The organism is Caulobacter sp. GW821-FHT10E02 (assembly GCF_059415225.1).
The window spans coordinates 255,023-276,019 of the sequence record NZ_JBWKMV010000006.1; the positions used below are offsets into that span (position 1 = coordinate 255,023).

Consider the following 20,997-nt stretch of genomic DNA (forward strand, 5'->3'; position numbering starts at 1 on the left):
CAGGCGCTCGGCGAGGACCAGGATCTTTTGGGGCGGGCGCGGCGCGGGGTTTCGAGCGCCGTCGATCATCAGGCCGCCGCCCGCCTTTGCGCGATCCATCGCCGGTACTGGCGGGCGCTGCGCCGGGCCTGGATCTGCGAGGTGATCAGCGCCCACACGGGCGAGACGCCGGGCTCGGTGCGCCGCCGCCGACTCAGACGCACCAGTTGGTGGCGAACCGCGGCCATGTGCGCCGAGGAAGCGATCGGCTTGTTCTTCCAGGTGATCGGCTTGAGCGTCGGCGCGTCGGCCTTGCCCTGGCGCCACCTGAGCGGCAGGTCCGGCTGGATCGCGAGCGCCGTGGCCACGCCCGCCATGGCCAGACCGCTCTCGACAACGTTCTCGGCGACCTCGCGCCGCCTGATCCCGCCGGTGACCATTAAAGGCATTGTCGCCACCTCGGCGATCTCCCGCGCGAACTCCAGGAAATAGGCCTCGCGGGCCAAGGTTCGCTCGTCGCGCCCCGAGCCCATCATCGCCGGGGCCTCGTAGCTGCCGCCTGACAGCTCGACGAGATCGACGCCTAGAGTGTTCAGCATCTGGATCACGGCTCGCGCATCCTCGGGCGAGAAGCCGCCGCGCTGGAAATCGGCCGAGTTGAGCTTGACCGAAACCGCAAAGCCCGGCGCGACCGCCGAGCGGACTTCCCGCACGATCTCCAGCAGCAGGCGCGCGCGGTTCTCCAGGGCTCCGCCCCACCGATCCTTGCGATGGTTGGCCAGGGGCGACAGGAACTGGCTCAGCAGGTAGCCATGGGCGGCGTGGATCTGGACGCCGTCGAAGCCCGCGCGCTCGGCCAAGACCGCGGTCCGCACGAACCGGCGCCGCACCTCGATGATGTCCGCCGCCGACATCTGGCGGGGCATGGGGAAGATCTTGGACTGGGCGCCGAGGTCAAGCGCGATCGCCGAAGGCGCCAGGGTCTCCTGACCGAGCGCCGCCGGCATCTGACGGCCTGGATGATTGATCTGCATCCAGACCCGAGCGCCACGCGATCTGGCCGCCTTCGCCCAAACCGTGAACCGGTCGAGATGGAGGTCATCCTCCAGCACGACGCCGGCCGGCCCCGTCATGGCCTGGGCGTCGACCATGACATTGCCGGTGATGATCAGGCCCGCCCCGCCTTCAGCCCAGGCCTCGTAGAGATTGATCAACCGGGCGGACGGGAGGTGGTCCGCGTCGGCCATGTTCTCTTCCATCGCGGCCTTGGCGATGCGGTTTGGAATGACGGCGCCGTTGGGCAGCGACAGCGGGGAAAAAAGAGACATCGGCAGGCTCCACGAAGAACGTGGACGTGCTCCTAACCTTTGAGTTAAGTTTAAGGTCAAGGTGCTTTTTTGCTGGAGGCCGTGGTGAACATCGGCGAGTTGGCCCGGCGAACCGGCCAGACCCCGTCACGCATCCGTTTCTATGAACGGGCCGGCCTGCTGACGACCGTCGAGCGTCGTTCGAACGGCTACCGCACCTATCCGGCGGAAGCCGCGCTCGTCCTGGACGTGATCGCCACCGCGCAAAAGGCGGGCTTCAGCCTGGACGAGATCCGGCGGCTCCTTCCCCCCGACCTGAAGGACTGGGAGCACGACGCGCTGATGGCGGCGCTTCGTGGGCGCCTGGCGGACATCGAGGCCTTGGAGGCGCGCCTGGCGCAGACCAAGGCCCAGCTGGTCGCGTTGATCGCCGACATCGAAGCCAAACCCGAAGACCTCGACTGCGCGTCCAATGCCCGCAGAGTCCTATCGCGTGTCCTGGACGCCGGCAAAGCCGACCCGTTCGAGGACGTCGGCCGAGCGCGTGACTAGCCGCCAATTGTACTGGCTATCGTGCGGAGCGACGCCGAGGTTGCCAAGGTTGCCAAGGTTGCCAGCCGACCCAAACGGTCTATATTGACGCCATGGCAGGTTCGACGTCCCCCAATTCCCCGGCCAAGGCCGGATCCAAGACGGTCAAGATCGCTTCGACCGAACCTGGCGCGTCGATCATTTGGGACGGCCCCAACGCGGTCGCGTTCACACTGGCCGCCGGCGCGACCCTCGACCAGGTTCCCAAGGGTGCCCGCGTCCTCGTGGTCGCCGAGACCGAGGCCGCCGCCAAGGAGATGAGCAAGGTTCGCATCTTCAAGCGCATCCGCCGGCGCGGCTTCCGCCGCCAGGTCGGCGAGGCTCAGGACGTCGCAACCGCCTCGGTCACGGCCGAACGCCGTCAAGCCATTCGCGAACAGCTGAAGGCGGCGTTCACGCTAGGCCCCCGGGCGCGGGCTCTTCTGCGCGGCCTGGAAAACGCGCAGCAGGATCTGAAGGACGCCGGCGGGGCGTTCGACGTCGAGGACGTGCGCAAGCTGCTGCACGGGGTCAGCCGCCAGGCGATCGACAAGCGCGTCAAGGACGGGACGCTGCTGGCCGTGCCCGGCCCCAGCGGTCGGCGCGGGTTCCCGGCCCTGCAGTTCCAGCCGGACGGCGCGGTCGTGCCGGGCCTGAAGGACGTGCAGGCGGCGCTGGGCTATACGAGCCCCTGGTCGGTGCTGAGCTTCCTGGTCAACCCCCACGACCTGCTGGACGGTCGCGCCCCGATCGACCTGCTGCGCCGTGGCGAGGTGGCCCTGGTCGAGCGGGCCGCCAGCCTCTCGGGCGTTCACGCCGAGTGAGCGTTCCACCGCCCGCCGATCTTGCCAGCCGCACGCCCCTGACCCTGACCATTCCCGCGGGCGCGGCGCTGCATCGCTTCCATTCGGCCAGGCGCGATCCGATCTTCTTCGACCGCTCGCTCGGCGGGCGTCTCAACGCCCCGGACGCCGGCTATGGCGTCCTCTACACCGCCAAGGATCCGCGCGGCGCCTTCGCCGAGTCCTTCCTGCGCACCCCGGGACGGCGGACGCTGGATCCGGCGCTGCAGGCGACCAAGGCCTATGCGATCCTGCAGGCCAGCCGCGCGTTGACCCTGATCAACTTCAACGGTCCGGGCCTGGCGCGCCTGGGCGCCACCGCCGAGGTGGTGCATGGCGGCCTGCCCTACGACATCCCGCAGGCCTGGTCGCGGGCGCTGCATGACCACCCGATCGCGGCCGACGGCCTGGCCTACACCGCGCGCCACGACCCCGACGAGCTGTGTTACGCCCTTTTCGAGCGGACCGCCCCGGCGATCGGCGAGCAGGCCCGCCGCACCGACATGGACAGCGACTGGTTCTGGGAGCTGGCCGAGGTCTACGCCTTGGCCAAGGCGCCATGACCGGCTTGCCCGATAGGGGAAGGGCTCTAGGCGGACCTGCCGCCTAGAGCCTGGCCGCCCGCGGCTGAATGCTTCCGCGTCCGAAATCGTCAGGCTCTAGGCCCGGCGTCCCGTGCGGCTTTGGACGACCGCGGCGATCGCCAGCCACGCCGCATAGGCCACCATCATATAGCGGCCGGCCCAACCGATCGGCACATCGGGTCCTAGCTGGCCGCTCGCCGGCATGAACGCCGCCATGACGATCACCACGGCCACGAAGCCGCTCGAGGCCACGCCGGCGCCCAGCCAGGCCAGACCCGCGTAGCGCCGTTCCACCTTCTCCGAACGGCCCAGGCTCCAGGCCGAAAAGAGGGCGGCGACAGGCAGGCCGTCGGTCAGCACCGCCCCGGCGCCGTGCACGATGCCCGCGAGCGTCGTGGTCTGCGGCGTCGCCAGGACGCTGTCGCCCGGGAACAGGCCGGCCAGCGCAAACCCCAAGGATGCGAGCGCCAGTGTGATCCGGGCCACCGCGCCCCGCCAGCCCTTCATCGAGCGCCGCCACGCAAACGACAAGGTCGCGCAGGCGGCCGACAGCCCCAGGAACGCGCCCTTCATCACGACCCCCATGTCGCCCAAGGCATGCTCGCTGATGGGCGTCCACGACGGGTCTAGGTCGGGCCGGAGAAGGTGGCTCCCGACCATGGCCAGCGCGGAGAGGACGCACAGGCCCAGGGTGGCGTCGCCCCACCTGGACGTGGCGCTTTGCGGCCGCCCGATCGCAGCGTCCATCACGCCGCCTCGCCGTCGGCCGGGGCCACGTCCGACAGAACTTCGTCCAGACGCTCGTAGGTCTCGTTCATGCCGCCCTCCATGCCCGACTGGAGGTGGCCGTCCCGATGCGCCTTGCTCTGGTAGACCATCCTCGAGGTCAGGACCGTCTGGCCGCCGACCGCTTCGAACTCCAGCGTCACGACATAGTCGGTGCCCGGCATGGCTTCGAATAGTTCGGTGCGTGTGAGACTGTGCGGCGCCTCGATGGCCGTGAATTTTCCGGAGAACGCGATCAATTGGCCGTCCGGGGAGGCCAGCACCCAACGCCACGCCCCGCCGACCGTCAGGTCGATGGTGCATTCAGTCATTCGCAGGGACCTCAGGCCGTACCAGCGTTTGACCAGGTCGGGCGTGGTCCAGGCCGCCCAGACAGCGGCGACCGGCGCATTGAAGGTCCTGCGGATCCGCGTCTCGGTATCGGAGACGAGCGTCAGTTCTGCCTTGGTCATGTCAGCGTCCTTCAGTCTGGTCGGTTGCTTCAGCCAGAAGAGCGTCCAGGCGCTGGAACGACTCTTCCCATTCGTCGATGTAGCGGCGCGACCAGGTCTCGATCGCCTTCAGCCCTTCGGGGTTGAGCCGGCACGGCCGCCTTTGGCCCTCCTTGCGCTGCAGGATCAGGCCCGCGTCGAGGAGCACCCTCAGATGCTTGGAAACGTTGGGCAGCGTCATCTGGAGAGGCTCGGCCAACTCGTTCACCGTCGCTTCGCCTCCAGCCAACCGGGCCAGCATCGCTCGCCGGGTCGGATCGGCGAGCGCGGTGAAGATCGGTCCTATCGTATCGCCGGAGCTCATAATGTCGCCGCTGGTTAATGTCGTCATGAGTTAAATATATGGTCATTGGGGTGTCAAGCCCACGGATCGGCCCAATGCCCGGCCGCCGCACACGGGCGTCCTCGCGCCTTCGATGTGGCAGGATGGTTCCAGACGATTCCCGGACGCCGCATGATCGAGCCCGAGCCAACCCCGCCAGACCTCGAGGCCCTCGAAGCCATAGCCCGCCAGCTGGAAGCCAGCGGCCGTTATCGCCTGCTGCGCCGGTTCGAGACCTGCACCCTGTCTCCGATCGCCAACGCCGCCCTGCTCAAGGACGGGCTCTATGTCGACACCGAGACGACCGGCACCGACGCGGCGCGCGACGAAATCATCGAGCTGGCCATGGTGCCGTTCAAGTACGACACAGAGGGCCGAATCTGCGCGGTCGGCGCGCCGTTCGTGGCCCTGCGCGAACCGACCGTCCCGATCTCCGAGGAGATCACCCGCATCACCGGCATCACCAACGACATGGTGGCCGGCAAGTCGATCGACCCCAACGCTGTGGCCGCCTTCATCACCCAGGCCGCCGTGGTGGTCGCCCACAACGCCCAGTTCGACCGGCGCTTTGTCGAGCGCCTGTACGAGGGGTTCAAACTGAAGGGCTGGGCCTGCTCGATGAGCCAGGTCGACTGGAAAGGGGAGGGGTTCGAGGGAACCAAACTCTCCTACCTGGCGGGCCAGTGCGGCTTCTTCTTCGACGGCCACCGGGCCGAGAACGACTGCCTGGCCGGACTGGAGATCCTTGGCCGCCCGCTCAGGAGCGGCAGGACCGCCCTGGCCCACATGCTGGAGACCGCCCGCAAACCCAGCTGGCGGATCTGGGCCGAACGCTCGCCGTTCGAGCAGAAGGACAGGCTCAAGGCCCGCGGCTATCGCTGGAACGGCGAGGAGGGCCCCGCGCCCAAGGCCTGGTACATCGACGTCGACGAGGCCGACCGCCAGGCCGAGCTCGACTACCTCGCCCAGGAGATCTACGGCTACGACCCGGGCCTGACGCCCCGACGCATCACCGCGTTCGAGCGGTTCTCGGAGCGGGCTTGAGGTCGCATCCGGTCTTGATCGGCGACAGCTCTTCATGCACCGTGACCAAGCCCCCCGCTGTTAGGCGTATAAGGGCATTCTGACTCGGGAGATTTCCCGGTCAGGATGGGCGTCATTGGTAACAGGCATACGATCGATCCGACGGGTCGACGGTAACTCATAACCATCGGCTCAAGCGCCCGAGACGACGGCATTCCATGGACGGCAGCGGCTTGCTGCGTCGATCGAGTGCGTCGTGGCTCTCCGACCATTCCTTCGACCCGCCGGCCCGCCAAGCGGGAGACGACCGTGTCTGAAGAGCACGCCAAAGTCATGGGCAAGGCCACGATCCTTGCTCTCACACTCCTTCAGTTGAAGGACTCGATCCTGGGGATCGGCGGACAGTTCAAGGGCTGCAGGAGCGTCGGCGACGTTCTGAACCGCCTGCTTCAGCTCGATGACGCCACCCTGATCGGCGTGGTGGTCCTGGCCGCCGTCGCCGGCTGGATCATCGTCACCTTCCTCCGGCCCCGCAAAAGGACACCCTCGTGATCATTCATGATCGCGACCGCGTCAGGGATCCTCACCCGGCAGGGCTAAGACCCGCGGACGGGGCTTGGGGCGGCGCCCCGCCTAGAGCCAGGCCGCCGCAGGCGGCCACGCCAAGGTTGCATCTCCGTCCCGATCGCCGCCATGATCAGCCGGGTGCTCCCGTGGCGCCGGCGAACTCATCCAACAGGACCCGCGTGACCGTTTCGTCCCTGTACAGACAGAACAAGAAGCGAGACCTTCGGGAGAAATACCAGAACTCGGCCGCGTGGCGGCAGTTCACCGACAAGATCTGCCAATCCCTGGCGGTCAAGCGGGCGCTCCATGAACGCCAGGCCGGACGCTGCGCGTCCTGCAGGGTCGACATCACCAGCCGGACCCTGGACGACTGCACCGTCCACCACGTCTCCTACGATCACCGCTGCACATTCGGCGGCAACGCCACCCCGAATCTCGACTGCGGAACCTGCCTCTCAACCGCGCCCCGCAAGGCCGAGGCGTGCCTGGCGCTCCTTGCCCTGCTGCACACCGCCTGCCACGACGCCCTGCACAAGGCCGAGCAACGAGACCCGTCATGGCGGCGCGCCATGGGCCTGGACGACTAGACGTCTGGAGCCTGCTCTTCATTTGTGCGGGACGCGTTTGAAAATCGGGGCGGGTCCAGGCTTGAGACATCCCCACGACACATTGCCTGCCTCGAACCGATTTCAGAACGGATTTGATCTAGGCAGGTCCAGGGCGCGAGATGACCCGCGGCGAGGCCGGTAATCTCGATGCCTTCTGACTGCTCAAGCCGGTTCAGCGGCGGGAGGTGTCAAACCTCCCAGCCCGCCTCGCGCTCGTCGTCATCGTTCTTGGCGCCCTCGATCGCCTTTTGCAGACGCTGGATCATGTTCTTGGCCCAACGGCGAAGCTTTGGGTGGCGGTGGGTCTTCAGCGCCTCGAACGACTCCAGGTAAAGGACGTAATAGTTGGCCAGCGAGCCGGTCCAGAAGAACGTGCTCATGTTGCCCGCGACCGCCTCGAGCACGTCGGGGCGATCTCCGAATTCATCGAGCAAGCGCGCCATCATGGGGTGCAGGCGCGCTTCACCAGGCCGGGGTTCGCGGGTGGCCAAGATCGGGATCACCTGGGCGACAAAGGCGGGACCGACCTCGGGATGGGCATGGCACCAGCCAAAGAGCGTGTCCTCGGGCAGGTTGAGGATGACTGGGCTGTCGTCGTCCGTCGGCGGGGTCCGATTGAGGGCGTACTGGACGCGCCAGGCGGGCGCGCCACCGTCCAGGATGATCTGGCCAACCAGCGGCCAAGCGGTCGGCGCGAACTTGCTCAGCAGAACGGGTAACAGACCCTCGACCAGACGTTCGTCGTCAGGACCGCCCCCCAGCCGCTTAGCGAGCATCCGCGCCGCCGCGCGAGCGTCCGGATCGGTCTCGCCCTTGTCGAGAAGCCAGCCCAACAGCTCCCTGAAGTGATGGCCGTCCATTTGGGAGCGGGCGTTCCTGGCCCGGGAGGCGCCCTCGGCCAGCTTCAGCAACTGCGGACGCAGGGCCTCGAACCGCTCCATGCGGTCATGCCCGTACATGCCCATCACGTCCAGGCCGACCGAGAACGCCTCGCCGCCAAGGTCGAGCATGGCGTCGAACAACGGCGCGACGTCCTCTGGCGGCAGTTCGGCCAGGACACCGCCCATGGTCCACTGCATCAGGTTCCATGGCGGCAACCGGCGCGACTTCAGCGCGGTGATCACCAGGTCGACGTCGCTCTTGGTGATGTTGAGCCGAAAACAGATGAGCGGCAGGGCCGGCGCCAACGCCGAGGCGGCGGCCTTCGCCTTGAACGTCTCGACGAAGGCCGGATCGGTCTTGGCGATGGTCGCCAGAAAGCCGGTCATCAGATCGTAGTCCGGCGGCTCATTGCCGTCGGAGAGCGCCTTTTCAATCGCGGCGAGGCCTTCGAACGGGTCGGGCACGGCGCTGGCGATGGTCTTGCCGAAATGGAAGGCCATGCGCTGCCGGCCGTGGGTCAGGACGGGCAACAGGCGCTCGAAGGCGCCCGGCGTGGCCAAAACCTCCTGAGCGAAGGCTTCGACCGCCGCCAACTGCGCCTGTCCGCGCTTCTCATAGGACAGCTTCTCCTTGGTGTTGGGGAAGTCCCAGGGCATTTCCGTGACGATCGCCTTGGCGCGGTCGGACAGGTCGCGCGGCTGCAGGGCCGCCATCATCGCCTCCACCCGCGCGGGCTTGTCCGAGGCGGGGTCGGCATTGTCGTGAACGAACCAGTGGCCGAGCCCTTCAAGGGCCTGCGGCCAATAGGGGTGATGGGCCATCACCGTCTTCACCGCCGCTTCGGCGGTATCGATCATCCCGGTGTTGATCAGCCCGCGAAGCTCGTGGCCAAGGCCGGCCCGGGCTTCGTCGGCGGACTTGCCGATGCCGGCCGCCACCTGGGCCAGACGCTCCACGCAGGCCTTGATGTAGTCGGTCGCCTCGCTGTTGGTCCGGGCGCGCCAAGGTTGAAGCGCCGGCCGGGCGCCATGCAGCTCGGGACCGACGCCGCGGGTGAAGAAGCCCGTCTTGGCGCCCTGGAGCAGGGCCTTGACGGCGATGCCGCGTTGAACCGGATCGGCGGTGTCGAGCGCTTCGTCGAGCACCTGCAGCCTGGCCTCGGGGCCTGCGGTCGTGTCGCCCAGCAGCACCGGAAACAGGCCGGCGAACTGGCCGGTCGCGTTGTTGGCCCAACTCTCGGTTTCCGCGCAGGCCAGGCGCAGCATCATCAGCGCCCCCTCTTCGAAGGTCTCTTCGAGGAAACAAATGCGCTCAAGGGCCCGGACCAGGCCGCGTCGCACATCGCTCGGCAGCTTGCCCAGGTCAGCGGTCTCGATGATCCCGGCGATCAGGCGCGCGATGGCGGCCGCGTCGATTTCGGCCAAGGCCACCAGGACATCGGCATTGCCGTCCTGGGCCAGCTTATCGACGCCGTCGAGCGGTCCGCCCCGTCGGGCGACGTGGGCGACGACCTCGGCGGCGACCGGGGTGGTGTTGAGCAGGGTCAACTGGCGCGCGGCCATAGACTTCAGGTGCGAGGGGATCGCGCCGGTCAAAACTTCGTCGCGCTGCGCCTCCGACCAGGCTTCCCATTGCTGGCGCGCCAGGCGCAGCGCGATCGGACGGGGCTGCAGGATCACCGAGCGGCCGCGCGTCTGGATCAGGCCGCGTCCGACCAGGAAGGCGATTGTCGCGCGAAGGTCGTCGGGCGTCAGATTGCGGCCCAACGGGGCGATCTGCGGCAACTGATCGGCGTCGCCCTTGATGCCGATCAAGCCGAAGGCGGCCAGCAGCGCGGCGCCACGCTTAATGATGTCGCGCCCATCGGTGGCGCGACCCAGCAGAATGCTGTCGACCAGGGTGAGGTCGGTGGCTTCAGCCAAGGGGCGCGACTCGGTCCAGGCCCGGGTGACCAGGCGGGCCATTCGAGGATTGCCGCTGGCCACCTTGACCAGCAGGCGCAAGTCCTCGGATCGAGCGGTAGGCAGGACCTGGTGGGCCATGGCCTCAATGACGCCCGACCCGGCCGAATCGATCACGATCTCGGCGGGGCGCAACACCGAGACGGGCACTTCGTCGTCCAGGGTCGCCAACGAAAGGCGCGAACCCTTGCGTTGGACCAGAGCCTCAAGCTCGTTGTGAAGCTCTTGGGGGCAGCGGTCGACGATGACGATCGCGCGAACCTGGGCCTCGACCAGATGCTGAACCGCCGTGCGCACGGCAATGGCGCCTTGTTCTGGCTCGACCGTGTACAGAGTCACGCCGCTCAGGTCGTCTTCGGCCGGCGCCTCGAGGTCGGCCGGGGCCAGCGCCTCGAGGACTAGACGGGACTTGCCCACCCCCGAGGCGCCGAATACGCGGATGACGCCCTGTGGTGCGGACAGCGTCTCGCGCAGGCGCGGGCCGAGGTCGGCCAAGCGCGTGTCGGAGACGAAGGGCGAGCTGTCATGTTCTTCGCGGCCCATCGCGTGGGTCCAGCTGCGAAAGGGACCGGCCAGTCCCGGCTGGGTCAGTTCCAGCACCCAGGTGGCGGCGGCTGGATGCTGGTTGGTCCACGTGGCGACCTGGTCGGCGTCGAGAAACAGGACCTGCTCGTCCTTAAACGTCAGGCCGCCCGATCGCAGCGCGACGCGGATGGCGTCGGCGCGCTCGTCGATCCGGTTCTTGGCGTAGGCGCGGGCGCACAACATCAAATAGACGCCGCCCTCGTTCAGGATCGCGGCGATCCGCGCCTTGGGCGAGCCGTCGCTCTCCAGGACGTCCTTGGCCGCGCCGGCCTTACCCATCGGACCGGCCTTGAGCTGGAAGAGGTTGCGCCGCGAGGGCAGGAACTTCGTCCGCCCGGGGCCCGCCTCCCAGATAATGCGGCCATCCTCGCCGCCGTCCGCGGAAGTGATCGAGGATGCGACATGGATATCAGCCAGGGGCAGGTCGAAGGTCAGGGCCTCGGCCACCAGCAGCTTGCGCAGAAGCTCGGCGAACAGCGCCGGCGACAGGGTCGCCACGTGCGCGCCGGTGATCTCGAAGGGCGAGGGGTGGCGCACTGGGATCGGCGGCGCCTTCACCCCTTTCAGCTTGGCCAGGGCGGAGGGGTCTTCATCAAGCAACCGCAGCAGCTTGACGACCGAAGCGGCGGGGACGACCGCGCCGCTTTCATACTTGGTGAAGGCCCGCGGGCCTCCGCCAATGACTTCTCCAGCCTCGGCTTGGGTCATGCCGAGGCCTTCGCGGATCGCCCGAATTTCGCCCGGCGAGGGCGGCGCAGCGTCTTGAGAAACGGGCTTGGTCATAAGGACCGGTTCTTTCTATAATCCATGTACGACACCATAATGGTGTCAATTCTATTAAATGTCAAAAATGATGACCCGGAAGCGGGATGGGCGCATAGCCCGAATGTCGTTAGACGCGGTTCAGGCGGTCGCAATGGCGCAAGGCGCCTTTAGGCGAGACGACCACCCGCCGCGTAGCCCGTTTAGACACTCGGCCCTTGCCTTCACGCGCGCCCCCGCCCCAAAACTTCGACGCCCTTCATCCTGCATCAGGCCCGATGTCCCATGGACAGCCAGACGAAGAACCAGCACTTCGTCGCTCAGGTCGAACAGCGCCTCAACGCCCTCAACCCGGCGGCAAAGCCCAAAAACCAGCGCATTTACGCCTTCGACATCGCCGATCGCGACGCGCGGACGCTCCGCCTCCAAGACCCACGCGGCGTACCGATCGCCAACACCCTGTCGATGTTGGACCTGTACTCGTTCGACATCGATGACGCGGGCGTGCGGGCCAACTTCGAGACGCTGTTCAGCCACTACGAAGGCAAGCTGAGCACCGCGACCGAGCGCCTGCTCCAGGCCCACTCCGCTCGCGACCCCGACGTCGGCCAACTCCTGTTCGACCTCTTCGTCGCAAAGATGATCAACTTCGTGCGCAACCCTTACGGCGTCGCCAAAGCGCTCAACACTTTCGGGGCCATGGCGCGACATCATCCCACCGACCCGACGCAGGCGACCGCCTATCAGAGAATCCTGACCGGCCGACGTCCGCAGCAGACCCACCTCTGCCGGCAGCTTCAGATCACCGACGCCCAGTACGAGGCCTGGCTGCGGATGATGTTCATGCTGTTGACCCCGCTGATGCCCGGCGGCCAGAACATGCTCGAGGACACCCTGGCCGCGGTCTACGAGAGCCGCGACCATGCGCTCTCCGTCCACGTCCACACCTACACCCAGCAACGCTGCCTGTTGTCGGATCGTGGCTACAGCACCCCGATCCCCGAAAACCCGCACATGGCCTTCGACTTCAACCTCGGCGCCCACGCCTTCGTCCGCTACCTCTTCATCGACCCCGAGGCCGCGCTCGGCAGGCCCATCCCTCTTGGCGTCCGCAACGGCCTGCGCCATGGCCCCAAGCACATGCAGGTCAGCTACGAGTCCGACGACTTGGCCGCCCTCGACGTCTTCCACGCCCGCATCGTCGACCAGGCTCATCAGACCGTCTTCTGCTCGGGCCTGGCCCCGCACGGCCTGTCTGTGACCAAGCCGGCGTGGCCAGTCCGCTAAAGGCTCCGCCTTGCGCTCGACCACGGCGTCGGCCAGGTTGGAGCAGGGGACATGTGAGATGATCGATCCGTCGGCGAACTACTTCGTGGTCGACAACAACTTCGCGCAGCGCGAATGCCTGACGGCCTATCTCGAAGAAGACGCTCGCAACTTCGCGGTGCTGCCCGAAACCATCTTCGAGGAGTGGCATGGCAAGAAGGCCATGGCGACGACCCGGCACGCCTTGGCGGTCGCTTGTCGCCATCCCGATCGGGTGCTGGTTCTCCGCTCGACCCACGATCTTTTTCGCGACCGCGGCGAGCCGGGCGGCCTGGTCGAACGCCTCATCGATCGACAACAAACACGGGACTTCCCGGCCTACTGCGAGACCGTGATCCAGGCCCCCGCCGACGACGTCCTGGTGCAGCGCTTCAAACCGTATGAGGAGCATTGCCAGGACTTGCGAGCCGCTCTGGCGCCGGAGGCGCGGAAGATCTACGCCATCTTCGCTCGCGAGGACGCCAAGTTCACCAAGGGCCAGCTCGCCGAACTGCGGGGCATCGCCGACAATCCCCGCACGATCTCCGGGCGATTGCAGCGCCATACCTACCTGATGGCCGAGGACATCGCCAAAAACATGCTGGTCGGCAACCAACTGCGCCGCCACGAACTGCCGACCAGCCACGCCCACTTCGTCAACTCGCTGGCCTTTCGCTATGGCGCAATGCTGACCGCCTATTGGATCTATCGAAACAGCAATCCGGGCACCTATCCAACGCGGGAGCGCGACGTCCTGGCGACCTTCAGGGACCTGAAGATCGGCGCTCAGGCCACCTACTTCCACGGCCTCAAAACGAACGACCGGAAGCTAGCCAGGATCTTCGACTTCGCGATGTCGCTGATCCGCGCCTTGGACGGCTATCGCGATTGCGGCGTGCCACGCAGCCGCGTCGAGTCGAAGACATGAACACGGCCTGCGCCCATCATTCGCTAACGTGAGTTGGGTCCGCGCCGCTTGACCCGCCCCGGGACCGGCCGACGCACCGCCCAGATCAGTCGGGCTAGGGCACCGATGACCGCCGCAAGCGCCAGAAGCGTCGCCGGTTCAAGAAGCTGCCCGCCCATCAGACCAGCAGCCGACGCGGGCTGGTGTTCAGCAGCTCGCTGCGATCCATCACGATCGCACGCCGCTTGAGGCCGCCCGGATCCTGGTCGCGTGGGCTGACCGCGAAATACGCCACGCTCTCTACGCCACCCGCCAGGGTCGGCCGGCTGGTCACCCCGGCCAGGACGATGAAACCTCGCGCCGACATCGCGGCCACCTGATCGAGGACACTCTGATAGACCTCGCGTCGGCCGCGAGCGGGGCGCGCGCCGTGAACAATCTTGTGCTCACTCAGAACGAACGACAGGAAGTCGATGCGCTCGGCCAGGTCGCTGAGCATCTCGAACGTCGCTTCGCTGTCGTCGGGCGGATACATCACGATCGCTTCGCAGTCGGTCAGCGCGCGCAGTTGGGCTTGGGTGCGCAGCGGCGCGACCCGGACAACAATCGGGTCGCTGGCTCGCTCTTTGGGGGTGGCGGGATCGAAGACCGACCGCGGCAGGCGCGGCGTGGTGAAATAACCAGCCGGCAGCCCCAGCGCGACGGAAACCTTGTCGAGCGCCTCGGCGCTCACGGACTCGCCGCGCTCGATGCGCTCGACCGTCGAAACCGAAACACCGGCGAACTCGGCCAGAGTGCTCTGCTTGAGGGTGCGGGCCCGTCGCCCCATGTTGACGAGGATCGCAATCAGCTCGACGGGCGGCGTTGTGGCCACGTCTGGATGCGGCGCGGGTAGGGCGGTCAGGCGTTCCAACAGGGTGGGGGTGGACATGGGGTGCTCCTTTCTCCCGTCAGATTGCGCGACCGCCACCGACAAAAGCAGGGGGATAAATCCTTCAGCCCCGATGCCAACCATCAGGCGCCGAGCGCTCGCCCTCGACACACATTTTCGTCAGCGGTCGCTGGTCCCAGGGATAGCTAAGACTCCTGCACACCGCCTGCCACGACGCCCTGGACCGGGCCGCAAAGAGCGACCCGGTCTGGCGGCGGGCCATGGGAATGGAGTCCAGGTAATTTCCAGAGCTTCAGCGGCCGGCCCGGGCCGTGACGATCCAGACAGCGGCTCGTAGGCTTGGCCCCGCCGGCCCATCGCGTTCAAGCAGGGCGCGTTCCAGGGCCGGCAGAGCGCTCGGACGCAGATGAGGGTGATCGCGAAGAATCGCCCCGAGGGCGCCGACCCGCGTGCAGACGTCCACCATCGCCTGCAAGCTCCCGCTCCCGACCAGCGCGTCATGCGGCGTGATCTCAATCTCGACGAACCCGGCGTCGGCCAGGAGCGCACGGACGAGGTTCGGATCCGAAAACGAAAACCAGCCGGAGGCGGCCGTCTCATTCACGAGGTTCGGCGGCAGATGCGGCGCGGCGGCGCGGAGCGGCAGGTGGTCAAGCTCGTTCTGATCGAGCGATCGCCAGCAGACGAACCCCAGTCTTCCTGCCGGTCGCAGGGCCCGCCGCAAGTTGCGAAAGGCGACCACCGGATCGGTGAAGAACATGACGCCGAACCGCGAGAAGACCGCGTCGAAGGACCCGACCTCGAACGGATACGTCTGGGCGTCGCCGACCACGAAGCGCACATTGTCGGGAAGGTCGGAATCGTGCTCGGCGACGCGGACGGCGTCTTGCAGCAGCTCCACGCCAACGACCGCGCCCTCGGGCCCGACCGTCGCGGCCAGGGCGGCGGGTGTGCCGCCGACGCCGCAGCCGACGTCGAGGACCCTCTCGCCCGTCGACAGACCGAGCGCCTTCACCACGGCGCCTCCAAGCGGCTTCAGCTGACGCTCCAGCGGCTCGCGGATGTCCAGCCAAGCTTGAACGCGCGAGTGTCCGACGATGAGAGGTTCTAGTGGCACCGTCGAGCCATAACACGCGGACGATCCGATCGAACCGGCGAGTTCAAGCTTCGTCGTCCCAATCGCCGCCCCAGTCCGGCTCGACGTAGCCAATTCTGGGATTGTCGACGGAGATCAGCTCGACCGAGTCCAGGGTCCAATCTCCCTCCAGGACGTCCTTCTCCCAGGTGGCGATGACCGTGGCGCGTAGGGTCTCCACCTCCTTTTCGGCGACGACGCCGCCCATCGGGATGGACTCCTTGTCGATCGAGTCCCAGTGGTAAAAGCTGACATAGGCGGACGCCTTGGCCGCCAGGCTCAGCTCGATGCTGGCCGCCACCTTCAAGGGCCCAAAGCTCACCACCTCGAAGTCGTAGTCGGGCGGGTCACCGGCCAGCTGAAATCCGAGCAAGGACAGCTCGCCCCCGTCGACCTCGGCGTGCTGGCTGGTCTCGACGCCAGGATCGACGGCGTAGCCGTCGACCTCAGGATCCAACAGCGCTTCGAAGGCCTTGGCCGCGTCGCTTCCATCCTTGTCGATTTCCGCCAGGAACGACTGGACCAGGGCGGCGGCTTCCTCGGCGTGAGCCTGAAGACGCGCCAGCGCTTCCTTCAGATCGGGGACCACGTCGATATAATGTGACTTCTCGGCGTAGCTGGCCCAGTCGCCGTCGCCGCTGACGGCAAGGATCTTCTTGCCGTGCTTCCGCGCCCAGGCCTCGAGTGTCAGGAGCGCCACGGCGTCGGGAAACTCCGCCTTCTTCTTGCCGCTGGCCGTGAACGGCGGGGCGGGTTTGAAGTAGGTGTCCATCAGCTGATCGACGGTGATGAGGTTCACCGGCACCGTTCCGTGCGCGCCGATCTCGGCGAGATAGGCCTGGATGCGTTTGGTCGCCATGGCCCTGGGCGTGCCCGTCAACAGCTCCAGACCCTCGGCCGTCTTGACCTCTAGACCGTAGTGAAGGGCGTCCTTAACCGCCGCTTCGAACTTGTCCTTGGCCTGGCGGATCTTCTCGGCCAGCTGGTTGCGCACTTCCCGCGCGACGACCGAGGAAATTACGACCCCGATCGGTCCATCCTTGAATTGCTTCACCTGGGCCAGGTAGCCGCCGTCGAAGTCGAAGCTGTTTGTGGTGAACACCTGGGTGTCCAGGGTCAGGACGTCGTACTTCATCTCGGGCCCCCTCGGCGCTGGCTTTGGACCAGAGCGCGCCCTCGCGCGCAAGACGCACCGCATCCACGCGACCCGATATAGCTGTACCGTTGGGGACGAGCCGCTAGAGTCACCGCGCCGGCCAGGGGAATCGCGCCCACCATGAGATCCAATGACTGACGACGAACGCCGCGACGTGGTGAGACGCCTGTCGCTCCTGGTCCGCAGAATGGGCTGGGAGGAATTGATCGAGGTGCAGATCACCCCAGAGGACGCCGAGCTGGGCGAGATCGACGAGACTCTGGTCCGTTCGCTCGTCGCCCAGCTCAGCAGGCTGGTCGTCGACATGGCCATGGTGGAGTTTCACCTCCTTCAGCGGGCTGAAACCATCGACTTCAAGCCGGACACGCCGGACCTCCTCACCCATGGCGACCTTGGCCCCCAACGGTTCGAGCGCGGCATACGCCTGGACCGCGAGGGCTTGAACGACCGACTCTGGATCTACCTCAACCTTGCTGAAAACCTTCGTGGACTGGAGGCGGCGTTTGACCTCGGTGACTAGTCTTCTTTCAGCGATCGAGACGGGCGTGGGCCACCTGGCCCACAGCGGCTACTCCAGCGCCGCGGCCGTGGAGGACGCCTACGAGGCTTTCGTCTGGTGGCGGATGGTCGAAGTCGCCCAGGACATGGGCTGGTCGGTCGCGCTGAAAGACATCAACGGCCCCGTGAGCAGCGGCTTTCGTTTCCGCACCGGTCCTGGCTGGATCTACAGCGCCACGCCGTTCACGTTCGCCGAGCTGACACACGAGTCCTGGCCAACCTTGGAGGTGCACCTGGGCGTGCGCATCGACGGCCGCTCGGGGGTCGAGCACGAGTTCGACGTAGTGGCCGTGACCAAACCGGCCGCGGACCAGGCCCGCGTCGACCACGCCAATCCCCCCTGGACGGAGGTTGCCGCCCACGCAGAGTGCAAGTTCTATACGGGCAAGATCGGCCTTGGGCTGGCGCGAGGACTCTGGGGATTATCGGCCGATTGCCGGCTGCGACGCCGCGGGGGCCTGGTGACCAACGGTCCGCCGTCCGACAGCGCCACCAAGCTTTTGCGCCGGCACGGGGTCTACTACCGAGCCGAGACCGCGCCCTACAACACCGCTGACCTCGACCATGCCCTGACCTGGCGCCTGACGTGGTTTCTGCGCGACCAGGGATTCGCGGTGTAGGCCCGGTGATGCCAATCGACATCAATCCCATGCGTGAACTGATGATCCGCGCCCATGGCCTGACCGGGGTGGATCGGCCCTATACCCTCTACTACGACGAAACCAACAACATCCGTCGGCTGCACGTCACGGCCGAGGGGTTCAACGTGGCCGACCCGGCCTGTTTCGTGCTGGGCGGTGTGGGGCACGCAGGTCCGTCCAGGCCCCTCGACATCCAAGCGCTGCGACAAGCGGTCGGCCTGCAGGCCAACGCCAAGGAGTTGAAGCTGGAGAATCTGGGTTGGGGCGGCTTTTTGAAGCTTCTCGGTTCGCGCAGGCTGACCGCCTATCTCGACTGGGTCTCCGCCCAGGACCTCTTCGTCCACTACGTGGCCCTGGATCCGTTCTACTGGTCGTGCGTCGACATCATCGATGCGGTGCTGGCCGACCGGAGCATGCGCCACATGACCCCGTTTGGCGCGAACCTTAAGGACGACCTCTACACGGTGCTGCGCGACGACCGCGCCGCGACCGCGGCGTTGTTCTTCGCCTTCGACTATCCCGGGCTCGCGCCAGACCGCCGGCCTGAGTTCATGGAGACGCTGCGTGACTGGGTCGACGCGCGAGACGATCTCCTTGAGCACTTCCCCAAGCAGATGCTGAAGGATGTCCTCAAGGCCGGGCGACGCGCCGAGGCGCTTCCGTTCCTCGAGGGCGACGAACCCAGGACCCTTTTGGCCGGTTTCGCCGGATGCTTCGTCGAGCGCATCACGCTCTTCAAGAACGCCAGCCACATCCTCGACGACGAGGACGTGGTCCGCCCTCAGATCACGACCTACGATCTGCGAGATGGCGACCAACCTCTGGCCAACTACCGTTTCACCAACTCCAGGGCCGAACCTGGCGTACAGATCTCCGACCCGATCGCCGGGCTGATCGGCAAGCTCCTGACCTATGTGATCTACACCGCGCCCGGGTTCATGCTGGCCGATCGGGCCAAGCTCAGCGCAGCCCAGCGCGGCAACCTCAGGACCCTGAACGGCCTCCTCGACCGCTCCGTCGGCGAGACGCCGGGCTTTTCCAACAACGTCCTGGCCCTGCAGGACCAGCATGTCGCCGCCTGGTTTCTGGCGGCAGGGCAGTAACGGACCGGCTGGCTGCGCACCCTCGGCTTCATCGAGATCGACCTCGATCCGCGCCACTTTCTGTTCAAGTTGGTCATGACGGAGGGCCTAAACCCCAGAAACGGCGAGACCTATGCCGGCCGACTTGCCAACTGAGAAACCGCCGTTCTAGATTCTAGGTGCGTCGCTGAAAGCGCGACGCCGAGGCGTGAGAACCTCGCTTGATAGAACCGCTCCGCGTCCGGTCGTCACCCGGCGCGGCCGGCGCGCCTGCGCGATCCGCGTCGATGACGACGCGCGCCCTGCTGCTCAAGCCATGGTCTCAAGACGACCCGACCTTCGTCGGGCGACGCCTCACGGAGGCGAGCCATGGCCGTTGGCCATCATCTGAGAGGCGGGTTCGTGACGACGCCCGTCGACGGACGGGCAGGGGAGGGGGTCGCATGACCGATCTCCTCGTCGAACCCCGCCCGCGCCCGGCCGAGACGGCCGGACAGGACAACCAGGTCGAGCGTCTGTTCCGCAGCCACGGCCCCAAGCTCCTGAGTTTGCTGACGCGCCGCTACAGCCACGAGGAGGCCCGCGACATCGTCCAGGAAGTCTTCCTGCGGCTGACCGGGGCGGCCGACCGCCAGACCCTGACCAATCCGGAGTCCTATCTGAAGGGCATCGTCTGGAACCTGCTGCGCGACCGGGCCAAGAACGTATCGCGCCGGCTCGAGCGCACCCACGCCGAACTCCTGCCCGACCTGCACGCGGCCAATGACGCCGACCCCTATCAGGCCCTGGTGGCGCGCCAGACCCTGGCGCGCTACGAAGCGGCGATGTTGAAGTTGAAGCCCAAGACGCGCGAGATCTTCCTGCGCCATCGGCTGGACGGTCTCACCTATCTGGAGATCGCCCAGGAATGGGGCATGAGCGTGGGCGGGGTCGAAAAGCAGATGGCCAAGGCCATTGCCCATCTCGACCGCGCCCTCGGCAGGCCGTGAGGACAGACGCGAGCATGACGGCGAGCGACCAGGACGAACGGCTGCGCCAGGAGGCGGCGGCGTGGTTCGCGCGCATGCGCGGCCCCGGCGCCGAGGTTCATCGCGCCGACTTCGAGACCTGGCGGAGCGAACCGGCCAACGGCCGGGCCTATGACCGTCTGGTCGCGCGGTTTGACGAGTCCGTCGTGCTGGGCAGCTCGCGCCTGGCCGAGATGCGCCTGCGCAGCAGCCGTCCCCGGCACGACCTCAAGCCGATCTATGCCCTGGCCGGCGCCCTGGCCGCCTGCGTGGTGGCCGCCATCGCCCTGGGGACCGTCGTCTTTCGGGGCGGGCATGGCGAGACCCGCTACGCTACGACGACGGGCCAGATCCGCACGGTCACGCTGGCCGACGGCTCCACCATGGTGCTGGACACCGACAGCGCCGCCACCGCCGCCACCAAGGGCGGCCGCCAGACCGTCCGCCTGGAGCGCGGCCGGGCGCGGTTCGTCGCCGCCGGCGATCTGGCCGTCCAGGCCGGCCAGGCGGGACTCCAGGCCAAGGGCGCCACCTTCGACCTGGCCTTGGCCGCCCAGGACGAAACCGCCGTCACGGTCCTGTCGGGCCATCCGCGCCTGACCGGCCCGGCCGCCCGCCTGCTGCCGGCCAGCACACCGCTCGCGGCCGGACGGGAGCTGCGGTTCGGTCCAGGCCTGACCGCGCCCAGGATCACGCCGGCCTCCAAGGTCGAGGCCAGCTGGCCCTCGGGCATGCGCGCCTTTGATCAGGCGTCGCTGTCGGACGTGGCGGCCATCGCCAATCGCTACAACACCCGCAAGATCCGCTTCGCCGACCCGAGCCTGGGCGGCCTCCGCGTCTCCGGCGCCTTCCGGGTCACGGGCTCCGAAAGCCTGGCCAAGGGCCTGGCCGCCGCTTTCGGCCTCAGCGTCAACACCGCCCCCGGAGGCGACCTCGTCCTGAGCCGCGCCGCGACCTGAGACAGGGTCATGGCGCCTCGATGAAGTTTTTTGGGGGGTCTCGCTCACCCCCCTCGTCCCTAGCCCCCAGACACCACGCATCTCGC

General features: G+C 67.1%; 21 protein-coding genes. 13 read left to right on the plus strand and 8 right to left on the minus strand.

The annotated features are described in order from the left end of the window. Positions 1-68: 68 nt before the first annotated feature. Positions 69-1,307: an NADH:flavin oxidoreductase/NADH oxidase family protein gene (locus AC07NI_RS25860; RefSeq protein WP_494624522.1), complete on the minus strand. Its 1,239-nt coding sequence runs from the start codon at positions 1,305-1,307 to the stop codon at positions 69-71. 69 nt (positions 1,308-1,376) lie between these two features. On the opposite strand from AC07NI_RS25860, the gene AC07NI_RS25865 reads away from it, so the two are divergent. The 3 genes from AC07NI_RS25865 (at position 1,377) to AC07NI_RS25875 (ending at position 3,261) form a co-directional block, all read left to right on the plus strand. Beyond that, positions 1,377-1,838 carry a MerR family transcriptional regulator gene (locus AC07NI_RS25865; RefSeq protein WP_494624524.1) on the plus strand — a complete coding sequence of 154 codons (462 nt, stop codon included), beginning with the start codon at positions 1,377-1,379 and terminating at the stop codon, positions 1,836-1,838. A 92-nt stretch (positions 1,839-1,930) separates the two neighbouring features. Beyond that, complete coding sequence (locus AC07NI_RS25870; protein ID WP_494624526.1) at positions 1,931-2,680, plus strand: hypothetical protein; 750 nt, start codon at positions 1,931-1,933, stop codon at positions 2,678-2,680. Continuing rightward, entirely contained in the window at positions 2,677-3,261 is a 585-nt protein-coding gene (locus AC07NI_RS25875; RefSeq protein ID WP_494624528.1) for an RES family NAD+ phosphorylase, read from the plus strand. The genes AC07NI_RS25870 and AC07NI_RS25875 overlap by 4 nt, the downstream gene beginning before the upstream one ends. Positions 3,262-3,357: 96 nt before the next feature. Here AC07NI_RS25875 and AC07NI_RS25880 read toward each other — a convergent pair whose 3' ends face one another. From AC07NI_RS25880 to AC07NI_RS25890, 3 genes are read right to left on the minus strand one after another with little or no spacing between them, the layout of a single operon-like run. After that, positions 3,358-4,029 carry a DUF998 domain-containing protein gene (locus tag AC07NI_RS25880; protein WP_494624530.1) on the minus strand — a complete coding sequence of 224 codons (672 nt, stop codon included), beginning with the start codon at positions 4,027-4,029 and terminating at the stop codon, positions 3,358-3,360. After that, complete coding sequence (locus tag AC07NI_RS25885) at positions 4,029-4,520, minus strand: SRPBCC domain-containing protein (protein WP_494624532.1); 492 nt, start codon at positions 4,518-4,520, stop codon at positions 4,029-4,031. Before AC07NI_RS25885 ends, AC07NI_RS25880 begins: the two co-directional genes overlap by 1 nt. Before the next feature lies 1 nt (position 4,521). Continuing rightward, positions 4,522-4,890 carry an ArsR/SmtB family transcription factor gene (locus AC07NI_RS25890; RefSeq protein ID WP_494624534.1) on the minus strand — a complete coding sequence of 123 codons (369 nt, stop codon included), beginning with the start codon at positions 4,888-4,890 and terminating at the stop codon, positions 4,522-4,524. A 123-nt stretch (positions 4,891-5,013) separates the two neighbouring features. Here AC07NI_RS25890 and AC07NI_RS25895 point away from each other — a divergent pair, with 123 nt between their 5' ends. From AC07NI_RS25895 to AC07NI_RS25905, 3 genes are all read left to right on the plus strand, one after another. Next, entirely contained in the window at positions 5,014-5,925 is a 912-nt protein-coding gene (locus AC07NI_RS25895) for a 3'-5' exonuclease (protein ID WP_494624536.1), read from the plus strand. A 288-nt stretch (positions 5,926-6,213) separates the two neighbouring features. After that, positions 6,214-6,456, plus strand: coding sequence for a hypothetical protein (locus tag AC07NI_RS25900; RefSeq protein ID WP_494624538.1), 243 nt, complete (start codon positions 6,214-6,216; stop codon positions 6,454-6,456). Positions 6,457-6,650: 194 nt separating this feature from the next. Further along, positions 6,651-7,058 (plus strand): hypothetical protein, encoded by a 408-nt coding sequence (locus AC07NI_RS25905; RefSeq protein WP_494624540.1) that lies wholly within the window; start codon positions 6,651-6,653, stop codon positions 7,056-7,058. A gap of 209 nt (positions 7,059-7,267) precedes the next feature. Here the strand turns inward: AC07NI_RS25905 and AC07NI_RS25910 are convergent, their stop codons facing one another. Beyond that, entirely contained in the window at positions 7,268-11,290 is a 4,023-nt protein-coding gene (locus tag AC07NI_RS25910; RefSeq protein ID WP_494624542.1) for a type II toxin-antitoxin system MqsA family antitoxin, read from the minus strand. A gap of 264 nt (positions 11,291-11,554) precedes the next feature. Here AC07NI_RS25910 and AC07NI_RS25915 point away from each other — a divergent pair, with 264 nt between their 5' ends. Both AC07NI_RS25915 and AC07NI_RS25920 read left to right on the plus strand, forming a co-directional pair. After that, positions 11,555-12,556: a DUF4238 domain-containing protein gene (locus AC07NI_RS25915; protein ID WP_494624544.1), complete on the plus strand. Its 1,002-nt coding sequence runs from the start codon at positions 11,555-11,557 to the stop codon at positions 12,554-12,556. A gap of 58 nt (positions 12,557-12,614) precedes the next feature. Next, the gene (locus tag AC07NI_RS25920) at positions 12,615-13,502 is read left to right on the plus strand and encodes a hypothetical protein (RefSeq protein ID WP_494624546.1); all 888 of its coding nucleotides are present in this window, start codon (positions 12,615-12,617) and stop codon (positions 13,500-13,502) included. A gap of 157 nt (positions 13,503-13,659) precedes the next feature. On the opposite strand, the gene AC07NI_RS25925 is transcribed toward AC07NI_RS25920, so the two are convergent. The 3 genes from AC07NI_RS25925 to AC07NI_RS25935 form a co-directional block, all read right to left on the minus strand. Next, positions 13,660-14,412 carry a helix-turn-helix domain-containing protein gene (locus AC07NI_RS25925; RefSeq protein ID WP_494624548.1) on the minus strand — a complete coding sequence of 251 codons (753 nt, stop codon included), beginning with the start codon at positions 14,410-14,412 and terminating at the stop codon, positions 13,660-13,662. 253 nt (positions 14,413-14,665) lie between these two features. Then, entirely contained in the window at positions 14,666-15,391 is a 726-nt protein-coding gene (locus AC07NI_RS25930) for a class I SAM-dependent methyltransferase (protein ID WP_494624550.1), read from the minus strand. Between the two features lie 142 nt (positions 15,392-15,533). Beyond that, positions 15,534-16,643 (minus strand): PIN domain-containing protein, encoded by a 1,110-nt coding sequence (locus tag AC07NI_RS25935; protein WP_494624552.1) that lies wholly within the window; start codon positions 16,641-16,643, stop codon positions 15,534-15,536. Between the two features lie 151 nt (positions 16,644-16,794). Here AC07NI_RS25935 and AC07NI_RS25940 point away from each other — a divergent pair, with 151 nt between their 5' ends. From AC07NI_RS25940 to AC07NI_RS25960, 5 genes are all read left to right on the plus strand, one after another. Continuing rightward, positions 16,795-17,184, plus strand: coding sequence for a hypothetical protein (locus AC07NI_RS25940; RefSeq protein ID WP_494624554.1), 390 nt, complete (start codon positions 16,795-16,797; stop codon positions 17,182-17,184). Beyond that, positions 17,177-17,842 (plus strand): hypothetical protein, encoded by a 666-nt coding sequence (locus AC07NI_RS25945; protein ID WP_494624556.1) that lies wholly within the window; start codon positions 17,177-17,179, stop codon positions 17,840-17,842. Before AC07NI_RS25940 ends, AC07NI_RS25945 begins: the two co-directional genes overlap by 8 nt. A 29-nt stretch (positions 17,843-17,871) precedes the next feature. Continuing rightward, the gene (locus AC07NI_RS25950) at positions 17,872-18,966 is read left to right on the plus strand and encodes a DUF3800 domain-containing protein (protein ID WP_494624558.1); all 1,095 of its coding nucleotides are present in this window, start codon (positions 17,872-17,874) and stop codon (positions 18,964-18,966) included. Positions 18,967-19,388: 422 nt separating this feature from the next. Beyond that, positions 19,389-19,934 carry an RNA polymerase sigma factor gene (locus AC07NI_RS25955; protein WP_494624560.1) on the plus strand — a complete coding sequence of 182 codons (546 nt, stop codon included), beginning with the start codon at positions 19,389-19,391 and terminating at the stop codon, positions 19,932-19,934. 14 nt (positions 19,935-19,948) lie between these two features. Next, positions 19,949-20,911 (plus strand): FecR family protein, encoded by a 963-nt coding sequence (locus AC07NI_RS25960; protein WP_494624562.1) that lies wholly within the window; start codon positions 19,949-19,951, stop codon positions 20,909-20,911. The last annotated feature ends 86 nt before the right edge of the window (positions 20,912-20,997 follow it).